The sequence below is a fragment of the Micromonospora sp. 050-3 genome, assembly GCF_046549335.1.
In the GTDB taxonomy this organism is placed as follows: Bacteria; Actinomycetota; Actinomycetes; order Mycobacteriales; family Micromonosporaceae; genus Micromonospora; species Micromonospora trifolii.
In genome coordinates, this window is the sequence record NZ_JAJPVX010000002.1 from 875,270 (window position 1) to 895,807 (window position 20,538).

Consider the following 20,538-nt stretch of genomic DNA (forward strand, 5'->3'; position numbering starts at 1 on the left):
CGGCCCCGGTGGCATCTCCGGGGCCAGGGCTGGCGGCATGTCACTGAGCGGGCTCGGGCTGGGTGGTCACGTTCCAATCAGGCTTGCTCGCCTCGGCCCAGGGCTCTTCGGGCCGGCGGGGCAGCAGGTAGACGAGAAGGAACGTGAGGATCACCCCGACCAGGACGGCGCCGACGGTCCACTGGACCGCTCGGTTGAAGTTGGTCTCCAGCGCCGAGGTGGCCGCGCTGTCGAAGGCCTCGCCGACCGGACCCGGCGCCGAGTCCGCACAGCCGGGCGGCGTGGCCGTCGGATCCGACGCGCGCGACTGGCGGATGAAACAGTCGGCGAAGGTGGTCGTCGCCGCGCTCGCCTCGGCCGGCGGCAGGCCCGCGGCCACGAGCGATGCCTGGAGCTCCGGGCTCGCCTTCTCGGCGGCCGTCCCCGAGTAGGAGCCGAGCGTCCCGAAGAGGACCACGCCGGCCACCGCGACGCCGATCGCCTGGCCGAGACGCTGGGCGGTGCCGAGCACGCCGCTGGCCGCGCCCGCGTCCTGCCAGGGCACGCCGGCCAGCACGATCTCGACGCTCGGCGCGATCACCAGGCCCGAGCCGAAGCCGGCGAAGAGCAGGGCCGGCAGTAGCTCCAGGCCCGAGCCCCACCAGTGGATCGTGGCGATGATGCCCACCATGCCGACGATCACGATGCCGGCGCCGAGCATCAGGACACCGCGCCCGAGCGCCCGGGCGACGTTGTCGGAGATGGCCGCGCCGACCAGTGTGCCGAACGAGAACGGCAGCAGGATCAGGCCCGTCGTCAGTGCGGACTTCTCCAGGCCGATCTGCAGGTGCAGCGAGAGTGCGAAGAGCAGGCCGATGAAGCCCGCGAAGTAGCAGAGGCTGATGCCGACGCCGGCGGAGAACGAGCGGTGCGCGAAAAGGCGCATGCTCACCAGCGGGACCTGGGCCCGTCGGGCGCGGCGCAACTCCCACACCGCGAAGACGGCCAGCGCGGGCAGCGCCGCTGCCATCGAGGCGAACGTCCATGCCGGCCAACCCAGGCGCTGGCCCTCGACCAGTGGGACGGCCAGCAGCAGAACGGCCGCCGAGACGAGCAGCATGCCGATCACGTCGAGCCCACCGCGGCGGCCTCGCGACTCGGGCACCAGGATCAGCGCGGCGACGAACGTGGCCAGGCCGATCGGCACGTTGAGCAGGAACACCGGTCGCCAGTCCCAGCCGTTGAGGTCCCACGCGATCAGCAGGCCGCCGAGGAGCGGGCCGCTGGCGGTCGCGATACCGCCGATCGCGCCGTAGATCCCGTACGCCTTGCCGGTCTCCTTCGCCGGAAACGTGGTCTGGATGAGCGCCAGCACCGGCGGGTTGAGGATGCCGGCCATCATGCCCTGCACCACCTGGAACGCGATCAGCTGACCGGGTGTGTCCGCGAGCGCCGACGCCGCCGACGCGAGCGTGAACCCCGCGACGCCGATGAGGAACAGCTTGCGGTGGCCGAAGCGGTCGCCGATCCGACCGGCGGGGATGAGCAAGAGGCCGTAGCCGAGCGCGTAGCCAGCGATGACCCACTCCATGGCCGTGTAGGTCGACTGGAGGTCGCGCTGGATCGGTGCGACCGCCACATTGACGATCGTCGTGGCCAGCAGAATCATGAATGCCCCGGCCAGAATGACGGCCAGGATCAGCCATCGGCGCGGATTGGGTGGGGCGGCGCTGCGTTCGTCGGTCCAGCTCTCCGTCATCGCGTTCCTCCTGAAGTCGGACGGGGGTCGACAGCGGACCCACCCTTCGACTACACGCCGTCGCGCACGAATAGTCAAGTACGGCTATTTGCGTATGACCTGTACGGCACATGAGGAGGGCCCGGGTCAGGAGCTGACCCGGGCCCGGTGACGCAGAGGTGGCTACGACCAGTCGGAGGAACCCGAACCCCACTCGGAGGAACCGGAGCCCCACGCGGACGTCGCCGGCCACGCCAGGTCAAAGGGGAAGTCGTTGGCGCGAAGCTCCAGCGTGCTCTCCAGCACGGCGTCGGTCAGCCGGTCGACGTCGGCGTCGCTGTGGGCGCCTCCGGCGAAGAACATCGGCATGCCGAGCGTGTAGATGCCGCGCTTGCGCAGCAGCAGCGTGAGGATGAACGTCGCCGGGTTGAGCGCCCGCGAGTAGTCCCGGTAGTCGGTGTAGGAGTCTTCGGGAAGGAACTGGAAGCACCCGACGTAGTCGCCGAACCCCACCATGCGCAGCGGGATCCCCTCAGCCGCCCGGAACGCGGCCAGCCGCGCCTGGACCCGGTCGACCTTGGCCCGCAGTTCGGTGTAGTAGGCCGGCCCCTTGTCCCGGAGCAGCTGGAGCGTGGCCAGCGACGCGGCCACCGACAGGTAGTTGCCGGTGTGGCTGCCCTGTAGGCCGGTCTTCTGGCCGAAGTCGGTCCAGGACTGCCCACTGGTCTGCGAGATGTCGAGGATGTCGGCCCGACCACCGATCGCCGACAGCGGCAGCCCGAGCCCGCTGATCACCTTGCCGTAGGTGACGAGGTCGGTCGGGATGTCGAACTTCTGCGCGGCGCCGCCGAGCCCCGAACGGAAGCCCGTCAGCACCTCGTCGAGGATGAACGGCACCCCGAGCCGCCGGGCGGCCACCGCCACCTCGCGGATCATCGGGATCGTCGTCTCCTCGAACGGGAACGACGAAGCGGCCGGCTCGGCCAGGATGCAGGCCAACTCGCCCGCGTGGCGCTCGATCAGCTCGACCGCGAGCGCAGTGTCGTTGGGCAGGATCAGCAGGTCGCGGGGCTCGGCCGGGGTGACGCCGGCGAACGCCGAAACCAGCGGGATGCCGTCCTTGCCGATCTCCGGGAACGGCACCGCGGGATGCCCGTGATACCAGGGCGCGGTGTTGTGGACGGCGAGGTCGTGGGACCCGTGCAGGGTGCCCTCGAACTTGGCGACCATCCGCCGCCCGGTGTGCGCACGGCAGAGCCGGATCGCCGACTGGGTGGCGCCAGTACCCGAGTGCTGGAAGGCGAACTTCTCGTTGTGCGGGAGGATCTCCCGCAGCAGCGTCGCCAGCTCCAGCTCCAACGCGTTGGTGTAACCGTTGCCGGTGCCCTTGCCGAGGTGCTCGCGGACGAAGTCGACGACCGGCGCCGGGTTGTGCCCGTGCAGCGCCTGAGCGCCGTATCCCATGTGGCAGTCGAGGTAGTCGTTGCCGTCGATGTCGGTCAACGTCGACCCGCTCGCGGTGGCCGCGATGACCGGAAACGGCGGTGCCTGGAACGGCCAGAACACGTGCGCGGCGGCGTCGACCGCCCTCAGTTGCTCGACGTGCGCGGCCGAGGCACCCTGGCGCGCGCCGATCTCGCCGAACAGCTCGTAGACCCACTTCTGCTGCATGAGGTCCTGAATGACCTCGATCGCTCCGCGCTCCTGGTGGCTGGCGCCCATCGTGTCCCCTTCGCATGGCGGCCGTGACAGGCGCAGCCTGCGCCCGCCCACTCGAACCCGGCTGGAGAACCGGTCGATCGACGCGGCTTCGAGCCGGTCTCGAGCGCCGTCGTCGAAGCTCGCCGCCATGACGGAAAATCGGGTCAATCTCTACTCGCTGACCGACACGATCACGCCGTGGGCAGTGCGGGCCGCGGCGACGCTCGGCCTCGCCGACCTGATCGCCGCGGGCACCACCACGCTCGACGAGCTCGCCGCGGCGACGAAGGCCAATCCCGACGCGCTGCACCGGCTGCTGCGCTACCTCTCGGTCCGCGGCGTCTTCAAGGAGACCGAGCCGCGGGTGTACGCCCTGACGGAAGCCGCCGAGTTCCTCAAGACCGACCACCCCGCCGCCCAACGCCCCTGGCTCGACGTCGACTCGATGGCCGGCCGGATCGAGGGCACGTTCAGCTCGCTGACCCACTCGATCCGCACCGGCGACGCGGCGTACCCCGTGCGTTACGGCATCGAGTTCTGGGACGACCTGTCCACCAACCCCGACCGGGCCACGTCGTTCGGCGCGCTGATGGCCACCCACGCGAGCTACTTCGACCAGGTCGTCCAGGGTTACGACTGGAGCACCGTCAACCACGTCATCGACGTCGGCGGCGGCACCGGCGCCCTGCTCACCGAGATCCTCAAGGCCCAGCCGCACCTGCGCGGCACGGTGGTCGACCTGCCGGGCGTCGTCGAGCAGGGCCGGGCCCGGTTCGAGGCGGCGGGCATCGCCGACCGCGCCGAGGTGGTCAGCGGGAGCATCTTCGACCCGCTCCCGGCCGGCGCCGACGTCTACATCTTGTCGAACGTCCTGCACGACTGGAACGACAGCGCCGCCGAGAAGATCCTCCAGCGGGCGGCGGACGCGATCGGCACTACCGGAAAGGTGCTGATCGTGCAGATCCTGGTGAAGGACGAGAACGACAACTTCCCCGACGACCCGGCCCGGCTGATGTTCATCACCCAGATGGACCTGCGCCTCCTCTCGCTCATGGCGGGCAAGGCCAGGACCTGGCGCGAGTACGCCGAACTGGGTGAGAAGGCCGGGCTCCAGGTGGACGGCAGCACTGTGATCCCCACTGGGCAGACCCTGCTCTCTCTCCGCCGCGGCTGAGCCGACGGGCCCCTTGCTGACGGTTTCCGTTTGGGAAGGGGCCCTCGCTAACGGACCGTGCGCGCGTCGTACCGTTGCGGACATGAACCCGGCCATCCGACGAATCGCGATCGATGCCCTCATCGCTGTCGTCGTAGCGGCCGTCGTGGCGGTGGCGATCCGAGTCGCCGATGAGCCCGGCGCCCGGCCGCCGGACGCGCGCGCCTACGCGATCGGCGCGGTGATCGGGCTCCTGCTGGTCTTCCGGCGCCGCTGGCCGCTGCTGGTGCTGGTCGGCTCGGTCACCGCGCTGATGATCTACTACGCGCTCGAGTACCCGGGCATCCCGCCCGCCCTCCCGCTGGCCGCCGCCCTCTTCTCCGTCGCGGCCGCCGGCCGGTTCACCTGGGCGCTCATCGTCGCCGGGTTCTTCGTCGTCCTTGAGCTGATCATGCGGTACACGCTGCTCGGCGAGGGTTTCTTCCCCGCCTTTTCGGCCACCCTCGAAGAGGGCTCGCTGCTCGCGGCCGTGGTGCTGCTCGCCGAGACGATCCGCACCCGCCGGGTCCGGCTGGCCGAGGCGCAGCAGCGCCTCGCCGTGATGCGCCAGGAGCGTCAACACGAGGTCGCCCAGGAGCGGCTCCGCATCGCCCGCGAGGTCCACGACGTACTCGGTCACACGATCGCCGCGATCAGTGTGCAGGCGAGCCTCGCCGACGACATCTTCGACAGCAAGCCGGCCGAGGCGCGGGCCGCGCTGCGGAGCATCCGGGGCGCGGCACGCGACGCCATGCACGAGGTCCGCTCGGCGATCGGCATGCTCCGCGACGCCGGGGAGGTGCCCGATCTGGCCCGCGTCTTCGCGGTCGCCGAACAGGCCGGTGTGAAGGTGCGGTCGGGGATCGCCGGCATCCCGCGTCCGATCCCGCCGGAGGTGGCGCTCTCGGTCTACCGGATCGTGCAGGAGTCGATCACCAACACTGTCAAACACGCCGAAGCGACGACCGTCGACGTCACCATCGCCTACGCGGGTGACGCCGTCACTGTTGAGATCGTCGACGACGGGGTCGGGGCCGGTGCGGGCCGGAGGGGGCACGGGGTGGCCGGCATGCGGGAACGGGCCACGGCCGCCGGTGGGTCGCTCGAGGCTGGGCCCCGGCCGCAGGGCGGGGGGTTCCGAGTGGCCGCGCGGCTGCCGGTCGAGGTGGAGGAGACAGCGTGACGATCCGGATGGTGCTGGCGGACGACCAGACGCTCGTGCGGGCCGGTTTCCGGGGCCTGCTCGACCACAGCGACGACCTGGAGGTGGTCGGTGAGGCGTCCAACGGCGCGCAGGCTGTCGAGATGGTCGCCGCGACCCGGCCGGACATTGTGCTGATGGACGTGCGAATGCCGGTGCTCGACGGCGTGCGGGCCACGGCCGCGATCGTCGAGCGGTTCCCGGCCGTGCGGGTCATCGTCCTGACCACCTTCGAGCTCGACGAGTACGTCTTCGAGGCGCTGCGCGCCGGCGCGAGCGGGTTCCTGCTCAAGGACATCGAGCCCGACGAGCTGCGCCAGGCGGTGCGGGTGGTGGCCGGCGGCGACATGTTGATCTCGCCACGGGTGACGAGCCGGCTGGTGAGCGCGTTCGTCAGCAAGGTCGCGCCGACGCCTGTCGACGGCGGCCGGCTGGCGGTGTTGACCGACCGCGAGCGCGAGGTGATGAGCCTGGTGGCCAGCGGGCTGACGAACGAGGAGATCGGGCGTCGACTGTCGATGAGCCCGGCCACGGCCCGTACCCACGTGCACCGGGCCATGGTCAAGCTCCGCGTCCGCGACCGCGCGCAACTCGTCGTGCTCGCCTACCAGACAGGGCTCGTCGCACCCGGCAGCTAGCCGGCTACGGCAGTTGTGTCGCACGCCGTACCGGCTACGGCGATCGCCGTACAACCTGGCCGGTCGTCACCGGATGCCGGATGGTGCGCATCCTTCGTATGTTGAGGTCATGTTTGAGGTCGGAGAGAACGCCGATGGGATCCTGGCCGGGGTCCTGTTCCTGATCTGGCTGTCCGCGGCGATCCTCGCCACGCGGCTGGCCTGGCGGCCGACGCCCGAGGCGCTGCGGAAGAGCGCCCGTCGGCTGCTACGTCTGCTCGTTGCCGCGCTGGTGGTGCTGGTCGTCAAGTGCGTCGCGATCGGGCTGATGCTCGCCGTCGACTGGATCTTTGCCGACAACCGCGTGATCGTGCAGATGCCGCTCCTGCTGCTGCCGATGCTGGCCGTCGCCGTCTGGACAGTGCCGGGCCTGCGCGCCCTGGCCAGCCGCGATGACGCACCGGTCGACGTCGAGACGCGTTCCGCCGCCGCCAATCCCCGATTCGTCGTGCCGGTCCAGGTGACGGCCGTGGCGACGGTCGTCGGCGTCTATTTCGCGTACGTGTCCCGTCCGGTCCCGTCCTACCTCGACGACATCGCGACCCACGCCGCGCCGATCCTCCTGTCGGTGCTGGTGCTGTGGTTCTGGCAGGGGCGTCGCCTGCGGGTCGTCACCGCTACCGACTTCGCGCGTCGGGGCCGGCGTGCCAGCGTGCTGCGCGCCACCGCGCAGGCCGCCGTGGTGGTGCTGGTCGTCGCCGCCGGCATCACCTACGTGGCCCAGAGCAGCAGGCTGCCCGACCGCATGACAATGACGTCCCACGACAACGTCGACTACGGCGGCGGCCCTTCGTTCGGTCACGGCGGTCACGGCGGGGTCTCCGTCGACGACCTGCGCGGGCCGCGGACAGGCAAGCCCAACAAGGCTTTCACCCTGACCGCGAAGAACGCAACGGTACGGCTCTCGTCGGGCGCCGAGATCAAGGCGCTGACGTACAACGGACAGTCGCCCGGGCCGGAGCTGCGGGTCCGCGAGGGAGACCTCGTCGAGGTGACACTGCACAACGAGATTCCCGACGAGAACGTGACCATCCACTGGCACGGCCTCGACGTCCCCAACGGTGAGGACGGCGTGGCCGGCGCGACGCAGAACGCTGTGGAGCCGGGCGGCACCTTCACCTACCGGTTCATCGCCGAGCAGGTCGGCACCTTCTGGTACCACACCCACCAGAACCCGCTGGAGGCGATCCGGCGGGGTCTGTTCGGTGCGCTGATCGTCGAGCCGCGCGACGGCCCACCACCCGGCGAGCGGGACTTCGTCGTGCAGGCCCACGAGTGGCGTACGCCGGACGACAACATCGTCTCGTTCGGCACGAGTGACACGCTGGAACGCCAGGAGGTCGCCCCGGGCACGCCGGTGCGACTGCGCCTGATCAACACCGACAACAACCCGTCCACCGACAGTCGTCCGCGGGCCCTGACGGTCAACGGCACGCCGGTGCGGGTGGCGGCGATCGACGGGGTCGACGTCAACGGCCCGACCCCGCTGACCGACCCGCGGTTCGGCTTGGCGACCGGTGGACGCTACGACGTGACGTTCACGATGCCGGCGGGCCCGGTGCGCCTGACCGATCTCGCCAACCGCGACGGCGGGCTGGTCCTGGCGCCACCGGGTGACGCCTCGACGCCGGAGATCGTCGACGACGGGGACCACTTCGACCCGCTCTCGTACGGCTCTGGCGGCTCCCGGCCCTTCGACGCGGGCTCGTCGTACGACCGCTCGTTCACCCAGCTCCTCGACGACCGGTTGTCCTTCTACAACGGAGGGCTTCACCTGGTGCCGATCATCAACGGGCACAGCTTCCCCAACACGCCGACGTTGATGGTCCGGATGGACGACGTGGTCAAGGTGCGGATCGTCAACCGCAGCCACCAGAACCACCCGATGCATCTGCACGGTCATCACGCGTTGGTGCTGTCCCGCAACGGGGTCCGCGCGACCGGGTCACCGTGGTGGATCGACAGCCTCGACGTGATCCCCGGTGAGATCTACGAAATCGGCTTCAAGGCGGACAATCCTGGGCTCTGGATGGACCACTGCCACAACCTCGACCACGCGGCCAACGGCATGGTGATGCACCTCGCCTACGAGGGCGTGTCATCCCCCTATGAGCTGGGGCGCGGCACCCCCAATCAGCCGGAGTAGGCGGGCCTGTCGAGCCTTCCTCCACCGGGCCTCGAGGCAACGCCGGCAGCGTCGTTCGCATCCGAACCCCTCTTGCTGAGGAGAACCCATGCTCGACGCGATGCGACGAACGTTGTCGCTGGCTGTGCCGCTGGTACTGGTGGCCGGCATTGCCGCGCCCGCCACTGCGGCCACCTCGACCACTGGGCGACTGACCGTCGTCGCCCGCAACCTCGACAACCCGCGCGGTGTCGCCATCGACCGGGCCGGCATCGTCTACGTCGCCGAGGCCGGGCTCGGCGGCGACGACGTATGCATCCCCGGCACGTTCGGCACCAACCTCTGCTACGGCTCGACCGGTGCGATCACGGCGGTCCGTCACGGCTGGCAGAAGCGAGTCGTGACGGGTCTGCCGTCGCTGCGTAGCACCGGTGGCGGCTTCTCCGTCTACGGTGCCCACGACCTGGCCTTCGATCGGCAGGGGAAGCTGCTGGTGGCGATGGGCTACAGCACCGACCCGGTCTCGCGCGACCTGCTCGGCGCGGCCGGGGCCACTATGGGAACCATCCTCCGGGTCGAGGGGAAGCGCCGCTGGTCGGTCGTCGGCGACCTCTCCGCCTTCGAGGGGCAGAACAACCCGGACGGGGTCATTCCGGAGAGCCAGCCGTACGCCGTCGTCGCCGACGGGCGTGACGTCTACGCGCTCGACGCGGCCGCGAACGACGTGCTCCGGATCGACCGTCGTGGCGTGGTCACTGCCGAACACGTCTGGCCGCAGGAGCAGGTTCCGGCGCCGCCGGAGTGGGGCCTGCCGCCCGGTTCGACCACGCCGATCCAGTTCGTGCCGGTCACCATCACCCGCGGGCCGGACGGTGCCTTCTACATCGGGCAGCTGACCGGGCATCCCTTCCCGAACGGCGGCGCCCGGGTGTGGCGGCTGGTGCCCGGGCAGGAGCCGACGATCTTCGCGACCGGCTTCACCAACATCATCGACATCGCGTTCGACAAGCGGGGTCGACTGGTCGTGCTGGAGATCGCGAAGAACGGGCTCAGCTCGGGGGATTCCACAGGTGCGTTGATCCGGGTGGAGCGCGACGGCAGCCACCGGGAGCTGGCGAGCACCGGCCTGGACTCCCCGATGTCGTTCGCCATCGCCTCCGACGGCAGCTTCTACATCGCCAACAAGGGCCTCGGCATCGGCGAGTTGGTCCGTCTGTCCACACGAGACTGACAGAATCGCACGGCGATCGTGGCGTTCTTCGTGTCGGGAGGACGCCACGATAGCTGTGGTGTCACACGTCCGCGATACGGTGCCAATCATGTGCACGCTGGCGGCGGGGGACGGGGTCTGGGGGTTAGGTTGACGCGGTCCGACGGCGGGTCTTCCGCCGGCGCCACCACCATCCTCATCGTCGACGACCACGCTCTCGTTCGCGAGGGGCTGCGCTGGGTGCTCGAGGTGCACGCCGACCTCGACGTGGTCGACGAGGCCGGCGACTCGGCCACCGCGGTCGCCAAGGCGGCGTCGGAGCGTCCCGACGTGGTGTTGCTCGACGTCGAGATTCCCGGCGACGACCCTGTGGTCACGGTGCGCCGCATCCGTGAGGTGTCGCCCGACAGTGCAGTCGTCATCCTCAGCATGTACGACAGCCCTGACCTGCTGCGCCGACTGATCGCCGCCGGGGTGCGCGCCTACCTGCTCAAGAGCGTGGGTCGTGAGGAGCTGGTCGCCGCGATCCGCAAGGCGCGCGACGGCAGCGGCTCGGTGCTGCTCTCGGTCTCCGGTCAGAGCCTGGTGCAGGTGCAGAACGCGGAGTCCGCCATTCTGTCCCCCGTCGAGCTGGAGATCCTCCAGCTCGCGGCCGAGGCGATGACCAATGCCCAGATCGCGCGCCGACTCGACCTGACCGAGGCCACCGTGAAGAGTCACCTGCGTCGCATCTTCGCGAAGCTTGGCGCGGTCTCCCGCATCGACGCGGTCAACAAGGCGGTGGCAGCGTCACTGGTGACGCTGCCACACGACCGGTTGGTGCCGCGCCCTCGCCGCCCGCCGTTCTAGCGATCGGCGACGTTCCTCAGCAAGCGGCCTTGAGGTCGGCGGCGCGGTCCGTGCGCTCCCAGGTCAGGTCCGGGAGTTCACGACCGAAGTGGCCGTAGGCGGCCGTCTGCTGGTAGATCGGACGCAGGAGGTCCAGGTCGCGGATGATCGCCGCCGGACGCAGGTCGAAGACCTCACCGATCGCCTTCTCGATCCGATCGAGAGGCACCGTCTCCGTGCCGAACGTCTCCACGAAAAGGCTCACCGGGTGGGCCTTGCCGATCGCGTAGGCCACCTGCGCCTCACACCGTTCGGCCAGGCCCGCGGCGACCACGTTCTTCGCCACCCACCGCATCGCGTACGCCGCCGAGCGGTCGACCTTCGACGGGTCCTTCCCCGAGAACGCGCCACCACCGTGCCGGGCATACCCGCCGTAGGTGTCGACGATGATCTTCCGTCCGGTCAGGCCGGCGTCGCCCATCGGACCACCGATCTCGAACCGCCCCGTCGGGTTGACCAGCAGCCGGTATCCCTCGGTGTCGAGGTCGAGCGCCTCCAGCTCCGGCGTGATCACGTGGTTCCGGACGTCGGGGGTGAGCAGTTCGTCGAGGGAGATGTGGGCGGCGTGCTGCGTGGAGACCACGACGGTGTCGAGCCGGACCGGGCGTAGGCCGTCGTACTCGACGGTCACCTGGGTCTTGCCGTCCGGCCGCAGGTAGGGCACCGTGCCGTCCTTGCGGACGGCGGCCAGCCGACGGGCCAGCCGATGGGCCAGTGCGATCGGCAGCGGCATCAGCTCCGGGGTCTCCGAGCAGGCGAAGCCGAACATCATGCCCTGGTCGCCGGCGCCCTGGGCGTCGAGCCCGCCGCCGGACGAACCGTCGCGCAGCTCGATCGCCGTGTCGACACCCTGCGCGATGTCGGGCGACTGGGCGCCGATCGAGATGCTGACGCCGCAGGAGGCGCCGTCGAAGCCCTTCTTCGACGAGTCGTACCCGATGCCCAGGACGGTTTCCCGCACGATGCGTGGGATGTCGGCGTAGGCCTGCGTGGTGACCTCGCCCGCGACGTGGACCTGGCCGGTGGTGATCAGGCTTTCGACGGCGACCCGGCTGTGCGGGTCCTGCGCCAGTAACGCGTCGAGGATCCCGTCGCTGATCTGATCGGCGATCTTGTCGGGATGACCTTCGGTGACCGACTCGGAGGTGAAGAGGCGGCGCGACATGTGTGACTCCTAACCCGAGGGGGCGTGGGGGCCCGGCGAGTCTTCCCGCCCCCGGTGGAGGTTGCGTGGAGGAAGCATCGAGCGATCGAAGGGGTATCCGCCGTACAACTTTCGACACGCATCGATCCTCGGAAGAACCCGCGATGTCGCTACCTGCGGTCGTTCCGACACGCCCCGCTCATCCATAGCTTGAGAGCGTCTCGACGAGTGCTATGGGGAATGGGGGACCACTGTGGTCAGGTACGAGATCCTCGGATCGCTGGAAGTGATCCACGAGGGCCGGATCTGCACGCCGACGCCGCCGAAGGTGCGGACCGTGTTGGCGCTGCTGGTGATGCGGGCCAATCGGGTCGTTCTGGTCGACTCGATAATCCGGGAGCTGTGGGGTGACGATCCGGCGCGCAGCGCCGTCACCACAGTGCAGACCTACATCTACCACCTGCGCAAGCTCTTCGCGAAAGAGGGCATAGAGACCCCGGACCGGACAGTGCTGGAGAGCCGTGCCCGCGGCTACCTGCTCAAGGTAGAGCCGGGCCAGCTCGACGCCGAGGTGTTCGAGACGATGCTCGACCAGGGTCGCTCGCACATCGAGTCGGACCGGCCCGAGGAGGGCGCCGAGGTGCTGCGGCGGGCGCTGGCCATGTGGACGGGGCCGGTGGGCGCCAACGTGACGTTCGGGCCGGCGTTGGAGGCGCACGCGATCCACCTCCAGGAGCAGTGGATCCGGGCGTTGGAGTTGCGCATCCAGGCCGACATCACCCTCGGCCGCCACCGCGAGCTGATCGGCGAGCTTCGCTATCTCGTGGGCACGTACCCGCTCAACGAGTGGTTCCACCGCCAGCTCATCGTGGCGCTCAGCCGCTCCGGGCGCCGTGGTGAGGCGTTGCAGGCGTACCACCACCTGCGCCGGGTGCTCAGTGAGGAGTTGGGCCTGGACCCTTCGCCTGACCTCCAGCGGCTCCAGCGGGAGGTGTTGGCCGCCGGCGGGCCACTGCGCCCGGGGCTTGCCAGGGCCTCGTGACAGGCCCTCGACCAACGCTCCAGCGCCGTTCGACCGGCCGTCCCTAGCTTTCACACGGACATCGCGGCCAGGAGGTCTTCCATGACGAGCACATCCGACCGTCGGGTGGTCATCACCGGGATTGGCGTCATCGCCCCCGGTGGACTGGGCACCAAGGCGTTCTGGGAACTGTTGACCGCTGGCCGCACGGCCACCCGTACCCTGTCGTTCTTCGACGCCACCCCCTTCCGGTCGCGGGTGGCCGCGGAGGCCGACTTCGACCCGGTCGCCGAGGGCCTGTCGCCGCAGGAGGTCCGCCGGATGGACCGGGCGGCCCAGATGGCAGTGGTCTGCACCCGGGAGGCGCTGGCCGACAGCGGCTTCGAGGTCGTCGACCCGACCCGGGTCGGCGTCAGCGTCGGCACCGCTGTCGGGGCCACGATGAGCCTCGAAAAGGAGTACGTCGTGGTCAGCGACGGCGGCCGGAAGTGGCTGACCGACCACCGGTACGCCACTCCGCACCTCTACGACTATCTGGTGCCGAGCTCGTTCGCCCGCGAGGTGGCGTGGTCGGTCGGGGCGGAAGGTCCGGCGACGGTGGTCTCCACCGGTTGCACGTCGGGTCTCGACTCGGTCGGCCACGCCCGGGAGCTGATCCGGGAGGGCTCGGCCGACGTGATGATCGCCGGCGCCACCGACGCCCCGATCTCGCCGATCACTGTGGCCTGCTTCGACGCGATCAAGGCGACCACGGCCCGCAACGACGACCCGACGCACGCGTCGCGGCCGTTCGACAACAGTCGCGACGGGTTCGTCCTCGGCGAGGGTTCGGCGATGTTCGTCCTCGAAGAGCTCGAGCACGCCCGCCGGCGAGGAGCGCAGATCTACGCCGAGCTGGTCGGGTTCGCCTCGCGCTCCAACGCGTTCCACATGACCGGTCTGCGGCCCGACGGGCGGGAGATGGCAGAGGCGATCCGGGTCGCGCTCGCCGACGCCCAGCTGCCCGGCGACGCCGTCGACTACATCAACGCGCACGGCTCGGGTACGAAGCAGAACGACAGGCACGAGACGGCGGCGTTCAAGCGGAGCCTCGGCGACCACGCGTACCGCACCCCGGTCAGCTCGATCAAGTCGATGATCGGTCACTCGCTCGGCGCCATCGGCTCGATCGAGATCGCGGCGTCGGCCCTGGCGATCAAGCACGGTGCGGTGCCGCCGACGGCCAACCTGCACGATCGCGACCCGGAGTGCGACCTCGACTACGTGCCGCTCACCGCCCGCGAGCAGCAGACCGACGTGGTGTTGAGCGTGGGCAGCGGGTTCGGCGGCTTTCAGAGCGCGATGCTCCTGGCGCGTGTGGCATGACCACTGTCGTCACCGGGGTCGGAGTGGCCGCTCCCAACGGGTTGGGCCGCGACGCCTTCTGGGAGGCCACCGTCGCCGGGGTGGGCGGCATCGGGCCGATCAGCCGGTTCGACCCCTCGGGTTACCCCGCCCAGTTGGCCGGCGAGGTTCCCGGCTACGAGGCGGCCGATCACATTCCGAGCCGGTTGATGGCGCAGACCGACCACATGACCCGGCTGTCGTTGACGGCGGCGCAGTGGGCGCTGGCCGATGCGTCGGTCGACCCTTCGGCGCTGCCCGAGTTCGGCATGGGTGTCGTCACGGCCAGCGCGTCGGGCGGCTTCGAGTTCGGCCATCGTGAGCTGGAGAAGCTCTGGAGCAAGGGCTCCGAGCACGTCAGCGCCTACCAGTCGTTCGCCTGGTTCTACGCAGTCAACACCGGCCAGATCTCGATCCGTCACGGGATGCGTGGGCCGACCGGCGTGCTCGTCACCGAGCAGGCGGGTGGGCTCGACGCGGTGGCGCAGGCCCGACGCCAGGTGCGCAAGGGCGTGCAGCTCGTGATGACCGGCGGCGTCGACGCATCGCTCTGCCCGTGGGGCTGGACGGCCCAGCTCGCCAACGGCCTCCTCAGTACGGGGCGCGATCCGGCCACGGCGTTCCTGCCGTTCGACGCCAACGCGTCGGGCTACGTGCCGGGCGAGGGCGGGGCGATCCTCGTGTTGGAGGACGAACTCGCCGCTGCCCGGCGCGGGGCCGCCGTCTACGGGGTGATCGCCGGATACGGCGCGACGTTCGACCCCCGGCCCGGCTCCGGCCGTCCGCCGGGTCTGCGTCGGGCGGCCGAGATGGCACTGTCCGACGCCGGTCTCACGCCGGCCGACATCGACGTCGTGTTCGCCGACGGCGCCGGTGTCGCGGAGCTCGACCGCGTCGAGGCCGAGGCGATCACAGCGGTCTTCGGCCCACGCGGGGTGCCGGTGACAGCGCCCAAGACGATGACCGGCCGGCTCTACTCGGGCGGGGCGGCGCTCGACCTCGTCTCCGCGCTGCTGTCGATCCAGCACGGTGTCATCCCGCCCACCACCAACATCCGCCAGCCGGCCGAGGGCCTGCACCTCGACCTGGTGCGCGACGTCGCGCGGGAGACACCCGTACGCGCGGCGCTCGTGCTCGCCAGGGGCTACGGCGGGTTCAACGCGGCCATGGTCGTGACCGACGAAAGGAATGGACGATGACCGACGCCAGCCTCGCCGCCGTCGCGAACTTCGACGAGCAGCAGGCACTTGACCTGCGTGAACGGCAGATCGCGGTGCTGGGAAGCGCCAAACAGATCGCCAACGTGATCTACGTGGTCACCGAGCTCGGCGTCGCCGACCTGCTCGTCGACGGTCCGGTGCCTGTCGCCCAACTGGCGGCGGCGACCGAGTCGCACGAGGACGCGCTGCGGCGGATCCTCCGCGCGGCCTCCGCGGTCGGCATCTTCGACGAGCAGGAGGACGGGTCGTTCGCGCTGACGCCGCTCGGCGAGGGGCTGACGTCGGCCCGGATCGGCGGGCTGCGACCGATGGTGCAGTTCAGCGGCGCCGACTTCAACCGCCTTCCGTACGCGGAGATCCTGCACAGCGTCCGCACCGGCGAGCCGGCCTTCAACAAGGTCTTCGGCATGGGCTTCTACGACTACCTCCAGGCCCACCCCGAGGCCAACCGGTTCTTCGAGGGCTTCATGGCCCACTGGAGCCGGCGGCTCGCCGACCGGTTCGCGGCGGAGTTGGCGCCCGAGCGGTTCGGCCGGATCGCCGACATCGGCGGCAGCAACGGCTACTTCCTGGCCAAGATGCTCCAACGCCATCCCGAGGGCACCGGTGTCCTCTTCGATCTGCCCGAGGTCGTGGCCGACGCCGAGCCGCTGCTCAAGGAGCACGGCGTCACCGAGCGGGTCGAGGTGCGGGGCGGCGACTTCTTCACCGACGAGCTGCCGGCCGGCGCCGACGCGTACATCCTGAAGTCGATCGTGCACAACTGGCCGGACGACACCTGCGTCACGCTGCTGCGGCGGATCCGCGCGGCGATCGGCGACGCCGACTCCCGCCTCATCGCGATCGACCAGATCGTGCCGCCGCGCAACCAGTGGGACCACGCCAAGATCATCGACATCGACATGCTGGTGCTCTTCGGCGGCAAGGAGCGCGACCTCCGCGAATGGCAGGCGCTGTTCACCGCGTCCGGTTTCGAGCTGGTCAACACCCCCGCGTCCCGCGGCTGGGCCCTGCTCGAAGCGCGTCCGATCTAGGAAAGGAAGCCCGCAATGGCACACATCGGCATCGACCAGCCGGTCGTGACGATGGTCAACGTCTTCACCGTCGAGCCGGCCAACCAGCAGAAGCTCGTCGACATCCTGATCGAGGCGACCGACGCGGTGATGTCCAAGGTCGACGGGTTCGTGTCGGCGAACATTCACGCCAGCCTCGACGGGACCCGGGTCGTCAACTACGCGCAGTGGAAGAGCGAAGAGCACTTCACAGCGATGCTCCAGAACCCCGAGGTCCACCCCCACTTCGGCGAGGTACGCGCGATCGCCACGCCGGAACGCCACCTCTACAAAGTCGTCTACACGGAGGACGCTCATGTCTGACGGAAGCACCGACGTCCTGATCGTCGGCGGCGGCCCGGTCGGCCTGTCGACCGCGCTCTTCCTGGCCCGCAAGGGGATCCGGCCGATCCTGGTCGAACGTCGGCCCCGACTGTCGACGATCCCCCGCGCGACCGGTCTGCACGCCCGCACTGTGGAGATCTTCCGCACCGTCGGCCTGGAGCCGGCGGTGCAGCAGGCCGGCATGAAGATCGTCGGGCCGGGCGCCGAACTCGACCTCGTCCGCGCCGGCCGCGCCACGCCACTGGTCATGCTCGGCGCCCAGTCGCTGGCCGACCTCCACAAGTCCTTCGTCATGGAGGCGCACGACGTCGACTACGACAAGTTCACGCCGAGCTGGCCGATCTGGTGCGGCCAGGACCACTACGAGCCGCTGCTCTACGACGCCGCCGTCGAAGCGGGCGCGGAGATCCGCTTCCAGAACGAGCTGATCGGGCTGACCCAGGATGAGGACGGGGTGACCGCGACCGTCTCCGACAACGGCACGACACGCACGATCCGGGCGCGCTACGTCGTCGCGGCCGACGGCGTGAAGAGCCCCGTCCGGAACATGCTCCAGATCGGAGACCGCAGCAACGGTGTCGCCGGGAACTTCGTCAGCATCATCTTCCGCGCCAAGGTCGACCTGCCCGACACCGCGCCACGGTTCACGCTGATCTACCTGATGAACCAACTGGCCCAGGGTCTGCTGCTCTTCATCGAGCCGGGGCGGTGGATGTTCGGCGTCAACTACTACCCCGAGCGGGGGCAGTCGCCGGCCGACTTCACCCCGGAACGCTGCGTCGAGCTGGCCCGGATCGCTGCCGGTGACCCCGAGCTGGAGGTCGAGGTCGAGTCGGCCCAGCCCTGGGACGCGCGGCACATGGTCGCCGACGCGTACCAGGCAGGGCGGGTCTTCCTCGCCGGCGACGCCTGCCACGCCCACCCGCCGGCCGGCGGCTTCGGCGTCAACGCCGGAATCCAGGACGCGCACAACCTGGCGTGGAAGCTCGCCGACGTGCTTCAGGGGCGGGCTGACGAGAGCCTGCTCGACTCCTACGAAGCCGAGCGTCGTCCGGTCGGCGCGGCGACGGCCGACCAGGCGTGGATGCTCTTCCGCACCCGCGGTCAGCTCGCCGACGAGGACAAGGCCGCCTATCGGGACTTCGTCATCGTGACGATGGGCTACCGGTACACCTCGAACGCGATCGTCGGCGCGCCCGCCGACACCGAGCTGCTGCCCCGCGAGCTGACCTTCACCGGCCAACCCGGATCGCGTGCCCCACACGGCTGGGTCGACCAGGACGGCGCTCGGGTCTCCACGATCGACGTGCTGACCGAGGGCTGGACGTTGGCCACGGCTCCCGGCGACGACGCGTGGCTCGCGGCGGCCGAGGCGGTCTCCGCGGAGACCGGGCTTCCGATCAAGGCGCTGACCGCCGGCCCCGACGGTGACCTCGCCGACGACGGTTCGTGGCTGGCGAGCTGTGGAGTCGGCCCCGGCGGGGCGCTGCTGGTGCGCCCCGACGGCATCGTCGCCTTCCGCAGTGCCGGCCCGGTCGACGACCAGGCAAAGACCCTCGCCGCCGCCCTGGCCACGATCCTGCGGGGAGCGTGAGCACATGTCCTACCGCGCCCTCATGGTCATGCGGATGGCCCCCGGTCACGCCGACGCGGTCGCCGAGCTCTTCGCCGAGCACGACAAGGGCGACATGCCCTACGTCGTCGGCATCTCGCGGCGCACGCTCTTCCAATACCAGGACCTCTACATGCACCTGCTCGAGGCCGACACCGACGTCTTCGACAAGCTCCTCGCGGCCCGAGCCCGCGCGGACTTCCAGGAGGTCAACCGGCGCCTCTCGGCCTACCTGCAGCGCTACGCGCCGGACAGCATGACCGAGTTGCAGGACTCGAAGGCCACGCCCTTCTACACCTGGAGCCCCGAGACAGGGAGCATCACGTGACGCTGACCCGCCGCGACATCAACGACATGATGCAGGCATACAAGAAGACGAGCCTGCTGCGCACCGGGGTCGAGCTGGGCGTGTTCGACGCGCTCGCCGCGGGCCCGGCCACTGCCAACGGGCTCGCTCCGAAGCTCGGCATCCACCCGCGGGGCGCGCGCATCCTGCTCGACGCGCTCACCGCGATCCGTCTCACCGACCGGACCGGCGAGCACTTCTCGCTCACCCCGGCGGCCGCCGACCACCTGGTCAGCACCCGTCCCGACTACCTGGGCGGAATGGTCAAGGTGATGTCGAGCGACTGGGAGTGGGACGCGCTGCGCGACCTCAGCGCCGCCGTCCGGGCCGGCGGCACCGTCCTCGACGTGCACGCCGAGACCCCGGAGTACACCTACTGGGAGGACTTCGCCGCCTACGCGACGAAGGTCGCCCAGCCGACCGCCGAGGTGATGGCCGAAGCGCTCGCGCCGTGGACGAAGGAGCGCGCCGAGCTCGACATCCTCGACGTCGCCTGCGGTCACGGCGTCTACGGCTACACGCTCGCGCAGCACAACCCGCAGGCGGCGGTGACCTCGCTGGACTGGCCCAACGTTCTCGCCGTGACGGAGAAGCACGCCGAGCGGCTCGGCGTACGCGACCGGGCGTCGTTCCTGCCGGGTGACATGTTCACCACCGATCTCGGCGGCCCCTACGACGTCGTGCTGCTCACCAACGTCACCCACCACTTCTCCGAGGAGCGGGTGCACGAGCTGGTGACCCGGCTCGGTTCCGTCGTCAAGCCGGGGGGGCGCCTGGTCATCGTCGGCTTCACCACGGGCGACGAGTCGCCGGCACTGGACCCGGCGCCTTACCTCTTCTCGGTGCTGATGTTGGTCTGGACCTTCGAAGGGGAGTCGCACTCCGTCGCCGCCTACAACCGGGCCCTCGCCGCGGCGGGCTTCGGCCCGGCCACCGTCCACCCGACGGACCTGCCGTTCCGAGTGCTCGTCGCAGAGAAGGGATGACAATGCATCGGCAACCGATCGTGAAGGTCGCCGCCACCGACGTGCCCGGCATCAACCGGATCGGCGGGGAGGTGCGGATCCTGCTCAGCCCGAAGACCGTCGACGCGACGGAGGGCTTCATGGGCACTGTCCGCCTGGAGCCGGGCGAGTTCCTGGCGGAGCAGTACAACCCGTACTCGGACAAGTTCTGTTATCTGGTGCGCGGCGAGGTCGTGATCCGGGTCGACGGCGCGGAGGTCAAGCTCGCGGCCGACGAAGCTCTCATGGTCCGTCGCGGCCAGCGGCACCGCATCGTCAACGCCGGTGGCGAGACCGCGCTGATCGTGTTCCAGATCAGTCCGCTCGCGCCGCGCCCCGAGCTGGGCCACGTCGACACCGAGGAGGTCCCGCACCCCGAGTCGCCGGTGCCGCAGGTCGGTGGCGTGCGCGACGGGTGGCAGCGACCGACGGGAGGAAACTCATGAGCCAGCTGACCCTCGACGACCTGCGTCGGATCCTGGAGACCAGTTCCGGTGTGGTCGAGCAGACCGACTGGGCCGATCCGGCGACGCTCGACGCGCCGTTCGACGACCTCGGCTACGACTCGCTCGCGCTGTTGGAGCTGGCGGCGCGGGTGCAGCAGGAGTACGAGGTCCGCATTCCCGACGACGCCGTGTCGATCATGAAGACGCCGCGGCTCGCCGTCGACTACGTCAACCAACGACTCGCGGATCGGTGA

19 protein-coding genes are annotated in these 20,538 nt (G+C 69.9%); 16 read left to right on the forward strand and 3 right to left on the reverse strand.

Features of this window, described 5'->3' with window-relative positions; translation table 11 throughout:
- Positions 1–40: 40 nt before the first annotated feature.
- Together ACLJOK_RS19025 and ACLJOK_RS19030 are read right to left on the reverse strand one after the other, a co-directional pair.
- Entirely contained in the window at positions 41–1,738 is a 1,698-nt protein-coding gene (locus ACLJOK_RS19025) for an MFS transporter (RefSeq protein ID WP_410820111.1), read from the reverse strand.
- Between the two features lie 162 nt (positions 1,739–1,900).
- Entirely contained in the window at positions 1,901–3,439 is a 1,539-nt protein-coding gene (locus ACLJOK_RS19030) for an aminotransferase class III-fold pyridoxal phosphate-dependent enzyme (protein ID WP_410820112.1), read from the reverse strand.
- A gap of 127 nt (positions 3,440–3,566) precedes the next feature.
- Here ACLJOK_RS19030 and ACLJOK_RS19035 point away from each other — a divergent pair, with 127 nt between their 5' ends.
- From ACLJOK_RS19035 to ACLJOK_RS19060, 6 genes are all read left to right on the forward strand, one after another.
- Positions 3,567–4,592 carry a methyltransferase gene (locus ACLJOK_RS19035; protein ID WP_238682053.1) on the forward strand — a complete coding sequence of 342 codons (1,026 nt, stop codon included), beginning with the start codon at positions 3,567–3,569 and terminating at the stop codon, positions 4,590–4,592.
- Positions 4,593–4,674: 82 nt separating this feature from the next.
- Positions 4,675–5,793, forward strand: coding sequence for a sensor histidine kinase (locus tag ACLJOK_RS19040; RefSeq protein WP_410820113.1), 1,119 nt, complete (start codon positions 4,675–4,677; stop codon positions 5,791–5,793).
- Positions 5,790–6,449: a response regulator gene (locus ACLJOK_RS19045; RefSeq protein ID WP_112581714.1), complete on the forward strand. Its 660-nt coding sequence runs from the start codon at positions 5,790–5,792 to the stop codon at positions 6,447–6,449. The genes ACLJOK_RS19040 and ACLJOK_RS19045 overlap by 4 nt, the downstream gene beginning before the upstream one ends.
- Positions 6,450–6,558: 109 nt before the next feature.
- Positions 6,559–8,634, forward strand: a complete 2,076-nt coding sequence (locus ACLJOK_RS19050; protein ID WP_410820114.1) for a multicopper oxidase family protein — start codon at positions 6,559–6,561, stop codon at positions 8,632–8,634.
- A gap of 88 nt (positions 8,635–8,722) precedes the next feature.
- Positions 8,723–9,844 (forward strand): ScyD/ScyE family protein, encoded by a 1,122-nt coding sequence (locus tag ACLJOK_RS19055; protein ID WP_410820115.1) that lies wholly within the window; start codon positions 8,723–8,725, stop codon positions 9,842–9,844.
- Between the two features lie 129 nt (positions 9,845–9,973).
- On the forward strand, positions 9,974–10,672 hold the full coding sequence (locus tag ACLJOK_RS19060) for a response regulator (RefSeq protein ID WP_386995182.1): 699 nt from the start codon (positions 9,974–9,976) through the stop codon (positions 10,670–10,672).
- A 16-nt stretch (positions 10,673–10,688) separates the two neighbouring features.
- On the opposite strand, the gene metK is transcribed toward ACLJOK_RS19060, so the two are convergent.
- Positions 10,689–11,876, reverse strand: a complete 1,188-nt coding sequence (metK, locus tag ACLJOK_RS19065; protein WP_410820116.1) for a methionine adenosyltransferase — start codon at positions 11,874–11,876, stop codon at positions 10,689–10,691.
- A gap of 232 nt (positions 11,877–12,108) precedes the next feature.
- On the opposite strand from metK, the gene ACLJOK_RS19070 reads away from it, so the two are divergent.
- The 10 genes from ACLJOK_RS19070 (at position 12,109) to ACLJOK_RS19115 (ending at position 20,538) form a co-directional block, all read left to right on the forward strand.
- Positions 12,109–12,897, forward strand: coding sequence for an AfsR/SARP family transcriptional regulator (locus ACLJOK_RS19070; RefSeq protein ID WP_354944056.1), 789 nt, complete (start codon positions 12,109–12,111; stop codon positions 12,895–12,897).
- Positions 12,898–12,978: 81 nt separating this feature from the next.
- Complete coding sequence (locus ACLJOK_RS19075) at positions 12,979–14,241, forward strand: beta-ketoacyl-[acyl-carrier-protein] synthase family protein (RefSeq protein ID WP_410820117.1); 1,263 nt, start codon at positions 12,979–12,981, stop codon at positions 14,239–14,241.
- Positions 14,238–15,458 carry a ketosynthase chain-length factor gene (locus ACLJOK_RS19080; RefSeq protein ID WP_410820118.1) on the forward strand — a complete coding sequence of 407 codons (1,221 nt, stop codon included), beginning with the start codon at positions 14,238–14,240 and terminating at the stop codon, positions 15,456–15,458. The genes ACLJOK_RS19075 and ACLJOK_RS19080 overlap by 4 nt, the downstream gene beginning before the upstream one ends.
- Positions 15,455–16,513, forward strand: coding sequence for a methyltransferase (locus ACLJOK_RS19085; RefSeq protein ID WP_091394932.1), 1,059 nt, complete (start codon positions 15,455–15,457; stop codon positions 16,511–16,513). The genes ACLJOK_RS19080 and ACLJOK_RS19085 overlap by 4 nt, the downstream gene beginning before the upstream one ends.
- A gap of 15 nt (positions 16,514–16,528) precedes the next feature.
- Entirely contained in the window at positions 16,529–16,855 is a 327-nt protein-coding gene (locus tag ACLJOK_RS19090; RefSeq protein ID WP_210781784.1) for an antibiotic biosynthesis monooxygenase family protein, read from the forward strand.
- Complete coding sequence (locus ACLJOK_RS19095; protein WP_410820119.1) at positions 16,848–18,470, forward strand: FAD-dependent oxidoreductase; 1,623 nt, start codon at positions 16,848–16,850, stop codon at positions 18,468–18,470. Before ACLJOK_RS19090 ends, ACLJOK_RS19095 begins: the two co-directional genes overlap by 8 nt.
- A gap of 4 nt (positions 18,471–18,474) precedes the next feature.
- On the forward strand, positions 18,475–18,816 hold the full coding sequence (locus tag ACLJOK_RS19100) for a TcmI family type II polyketide cyclase (protein WP_112581708.1): 342 nt from the start codon (positions 18,475–18,477) through the stop codon (positions 18,814–18,816).
- On the forward strand, positions 18,813–19,820 hold the full coding sequence (locus tag ACLJOK_RS19105; protein ID WP_410820120.1) for a methyltransferase: 1,008 nt from the start codon (positions 18,813–18,815) through the stop codon (positions 19,818–19,820). Before ACLJOK_RS19100 ends, ACLJOK_RS19105 begins: the two co-directional genes overlap by 4 nt.
- 2 nt (positions 19,821–19,822) lie before the next feature.
- Entirely contained in the window at positions 19,823–20,284 is a 462-nt protein-coding gene (locus ACLJOK_RS19110; protein ID WP_091394919.1) for a cupin domain-containing protein, read from the forward strand.
- On the forward strand, positions 20,281–20,538 hold the full coding sequence (locus ACLJOK_RS19115; protein WP_091394916.1) for an acyl carrier protein: 258 nt from the start codon (positions 20,281–20,283) through the stop codon (positions 20,536–20,538). Before ACLJOK_RS19110 ends, ACLJOK_RS19115 begins: the two co-directional genes overlap by 4 nt.

Bases quoted from the DNA above. Each gene is read 5' to 3' on its own strand.
- ACLJOK_RS19025 (WP_410820111.1), bottom strand. From the start codon at position 1,738: ATGACGGAGAGCTGGACCGACGAACGCAGCGCCGCCCCACCCAATCCG.
- ACLJOK_RS19030 (WP_410820112.1), bottom strand. From the start codon at position 3,439: ATGGGCGCCAGCCACCAGGAGCGCGGAGCGATCGAGGTCATTCAGGAC.
- ACLJOK_RS19035 (WP_238682053.1), top strand. From the start codon at position 3,567: ATGACGGAAAATCGGGTCAATCTCTACTCGCTGACCGACACGATCACG.
- ACLJOK_RS19040 (WP_410820113.1), top strand. From the start codon at position 4,675: ATGAACCCGGCCATCCGACGAATCGCGATCGATGCCCTCATCGCTGTC.
- ACLJOK_RS19050 (WP_410820114.1), top strand. From the start codon at position 6,559: ATGTTTGAGGTCGGAGAGAACGCCGATGGGATCCTGGCCGGGGTCCTG.
- ACLJOK_RS19055 (WP_410820115.1), top strand. From the start codon at position 8,723: ATGCTCGACGCGATGCGACGAACGTTGTCGCTGGCTGTGCCGCTGGTA.
- metK (WP_410820116.1), bottom strand. From the start codon at position 11,876: ATGTCGCGCCGCCTCTTCACCTCCGAGTCGGTCACCGAAGGTCATCCC.
- ACLJOK_RS19075 (WP_410820117.1), top strand. From the start codon at position 12,979: ATGACGAGCACATCCGACCGTCGGGTGGTCATCACCGGGATTGGCGTC.
- ACLJOK_RS19080 (WP_410820118.1), top strand. From the start codon at position 14,238: ATGACCACTGTCGTCACCGGGGTCGGAGTGGCCGCTCCCAACGGGTTG.
- ACLJOK_RS19085 (WP_091394932.1), top strand. From the start codon at position 15,455: ATGACCGACGCCAGCCTCGCCGCCGTCGCGAACTTCGACGAGCAGCAG.
- ACLJOK_RS19090 (WP_210781784.1), top strand. From the start codon at position 16,529: ATGGCACACATCGGCATCGACCAGCCGGTCGTGACGATGGTCAACGTC.
- ACLJOK_RS19095 (WP_410820119.1), top strand. From the start codon at position 16,848: ATGTCTGACGGAAGCACCGACGTCCTGATCGTCGGCGGCGGCCCGGTC.
- ACLJOK_RS19100 (WP_112581708.1), top strand. From the start codon at position 18,475: ATGTCCTACCGCGCCCTCATGGTCATGCGGATGGCCCCCGGTCACGCC.
- ACLJOK_RS19110 (WP_091394919.1), top strand. From the start codon at position 19,823: ATGCATCGGCAACCGATCGTGAAGGTCGCCGCCACCGACGTGCCCGGC.
- ACLJOK_RS19115 (WP_091394916.1), top strand. From the start codon at position 20,281: ATGAGCCAGCTGACCCTCGACGACCTGCGTCGGATCCTGGAGACCAGT.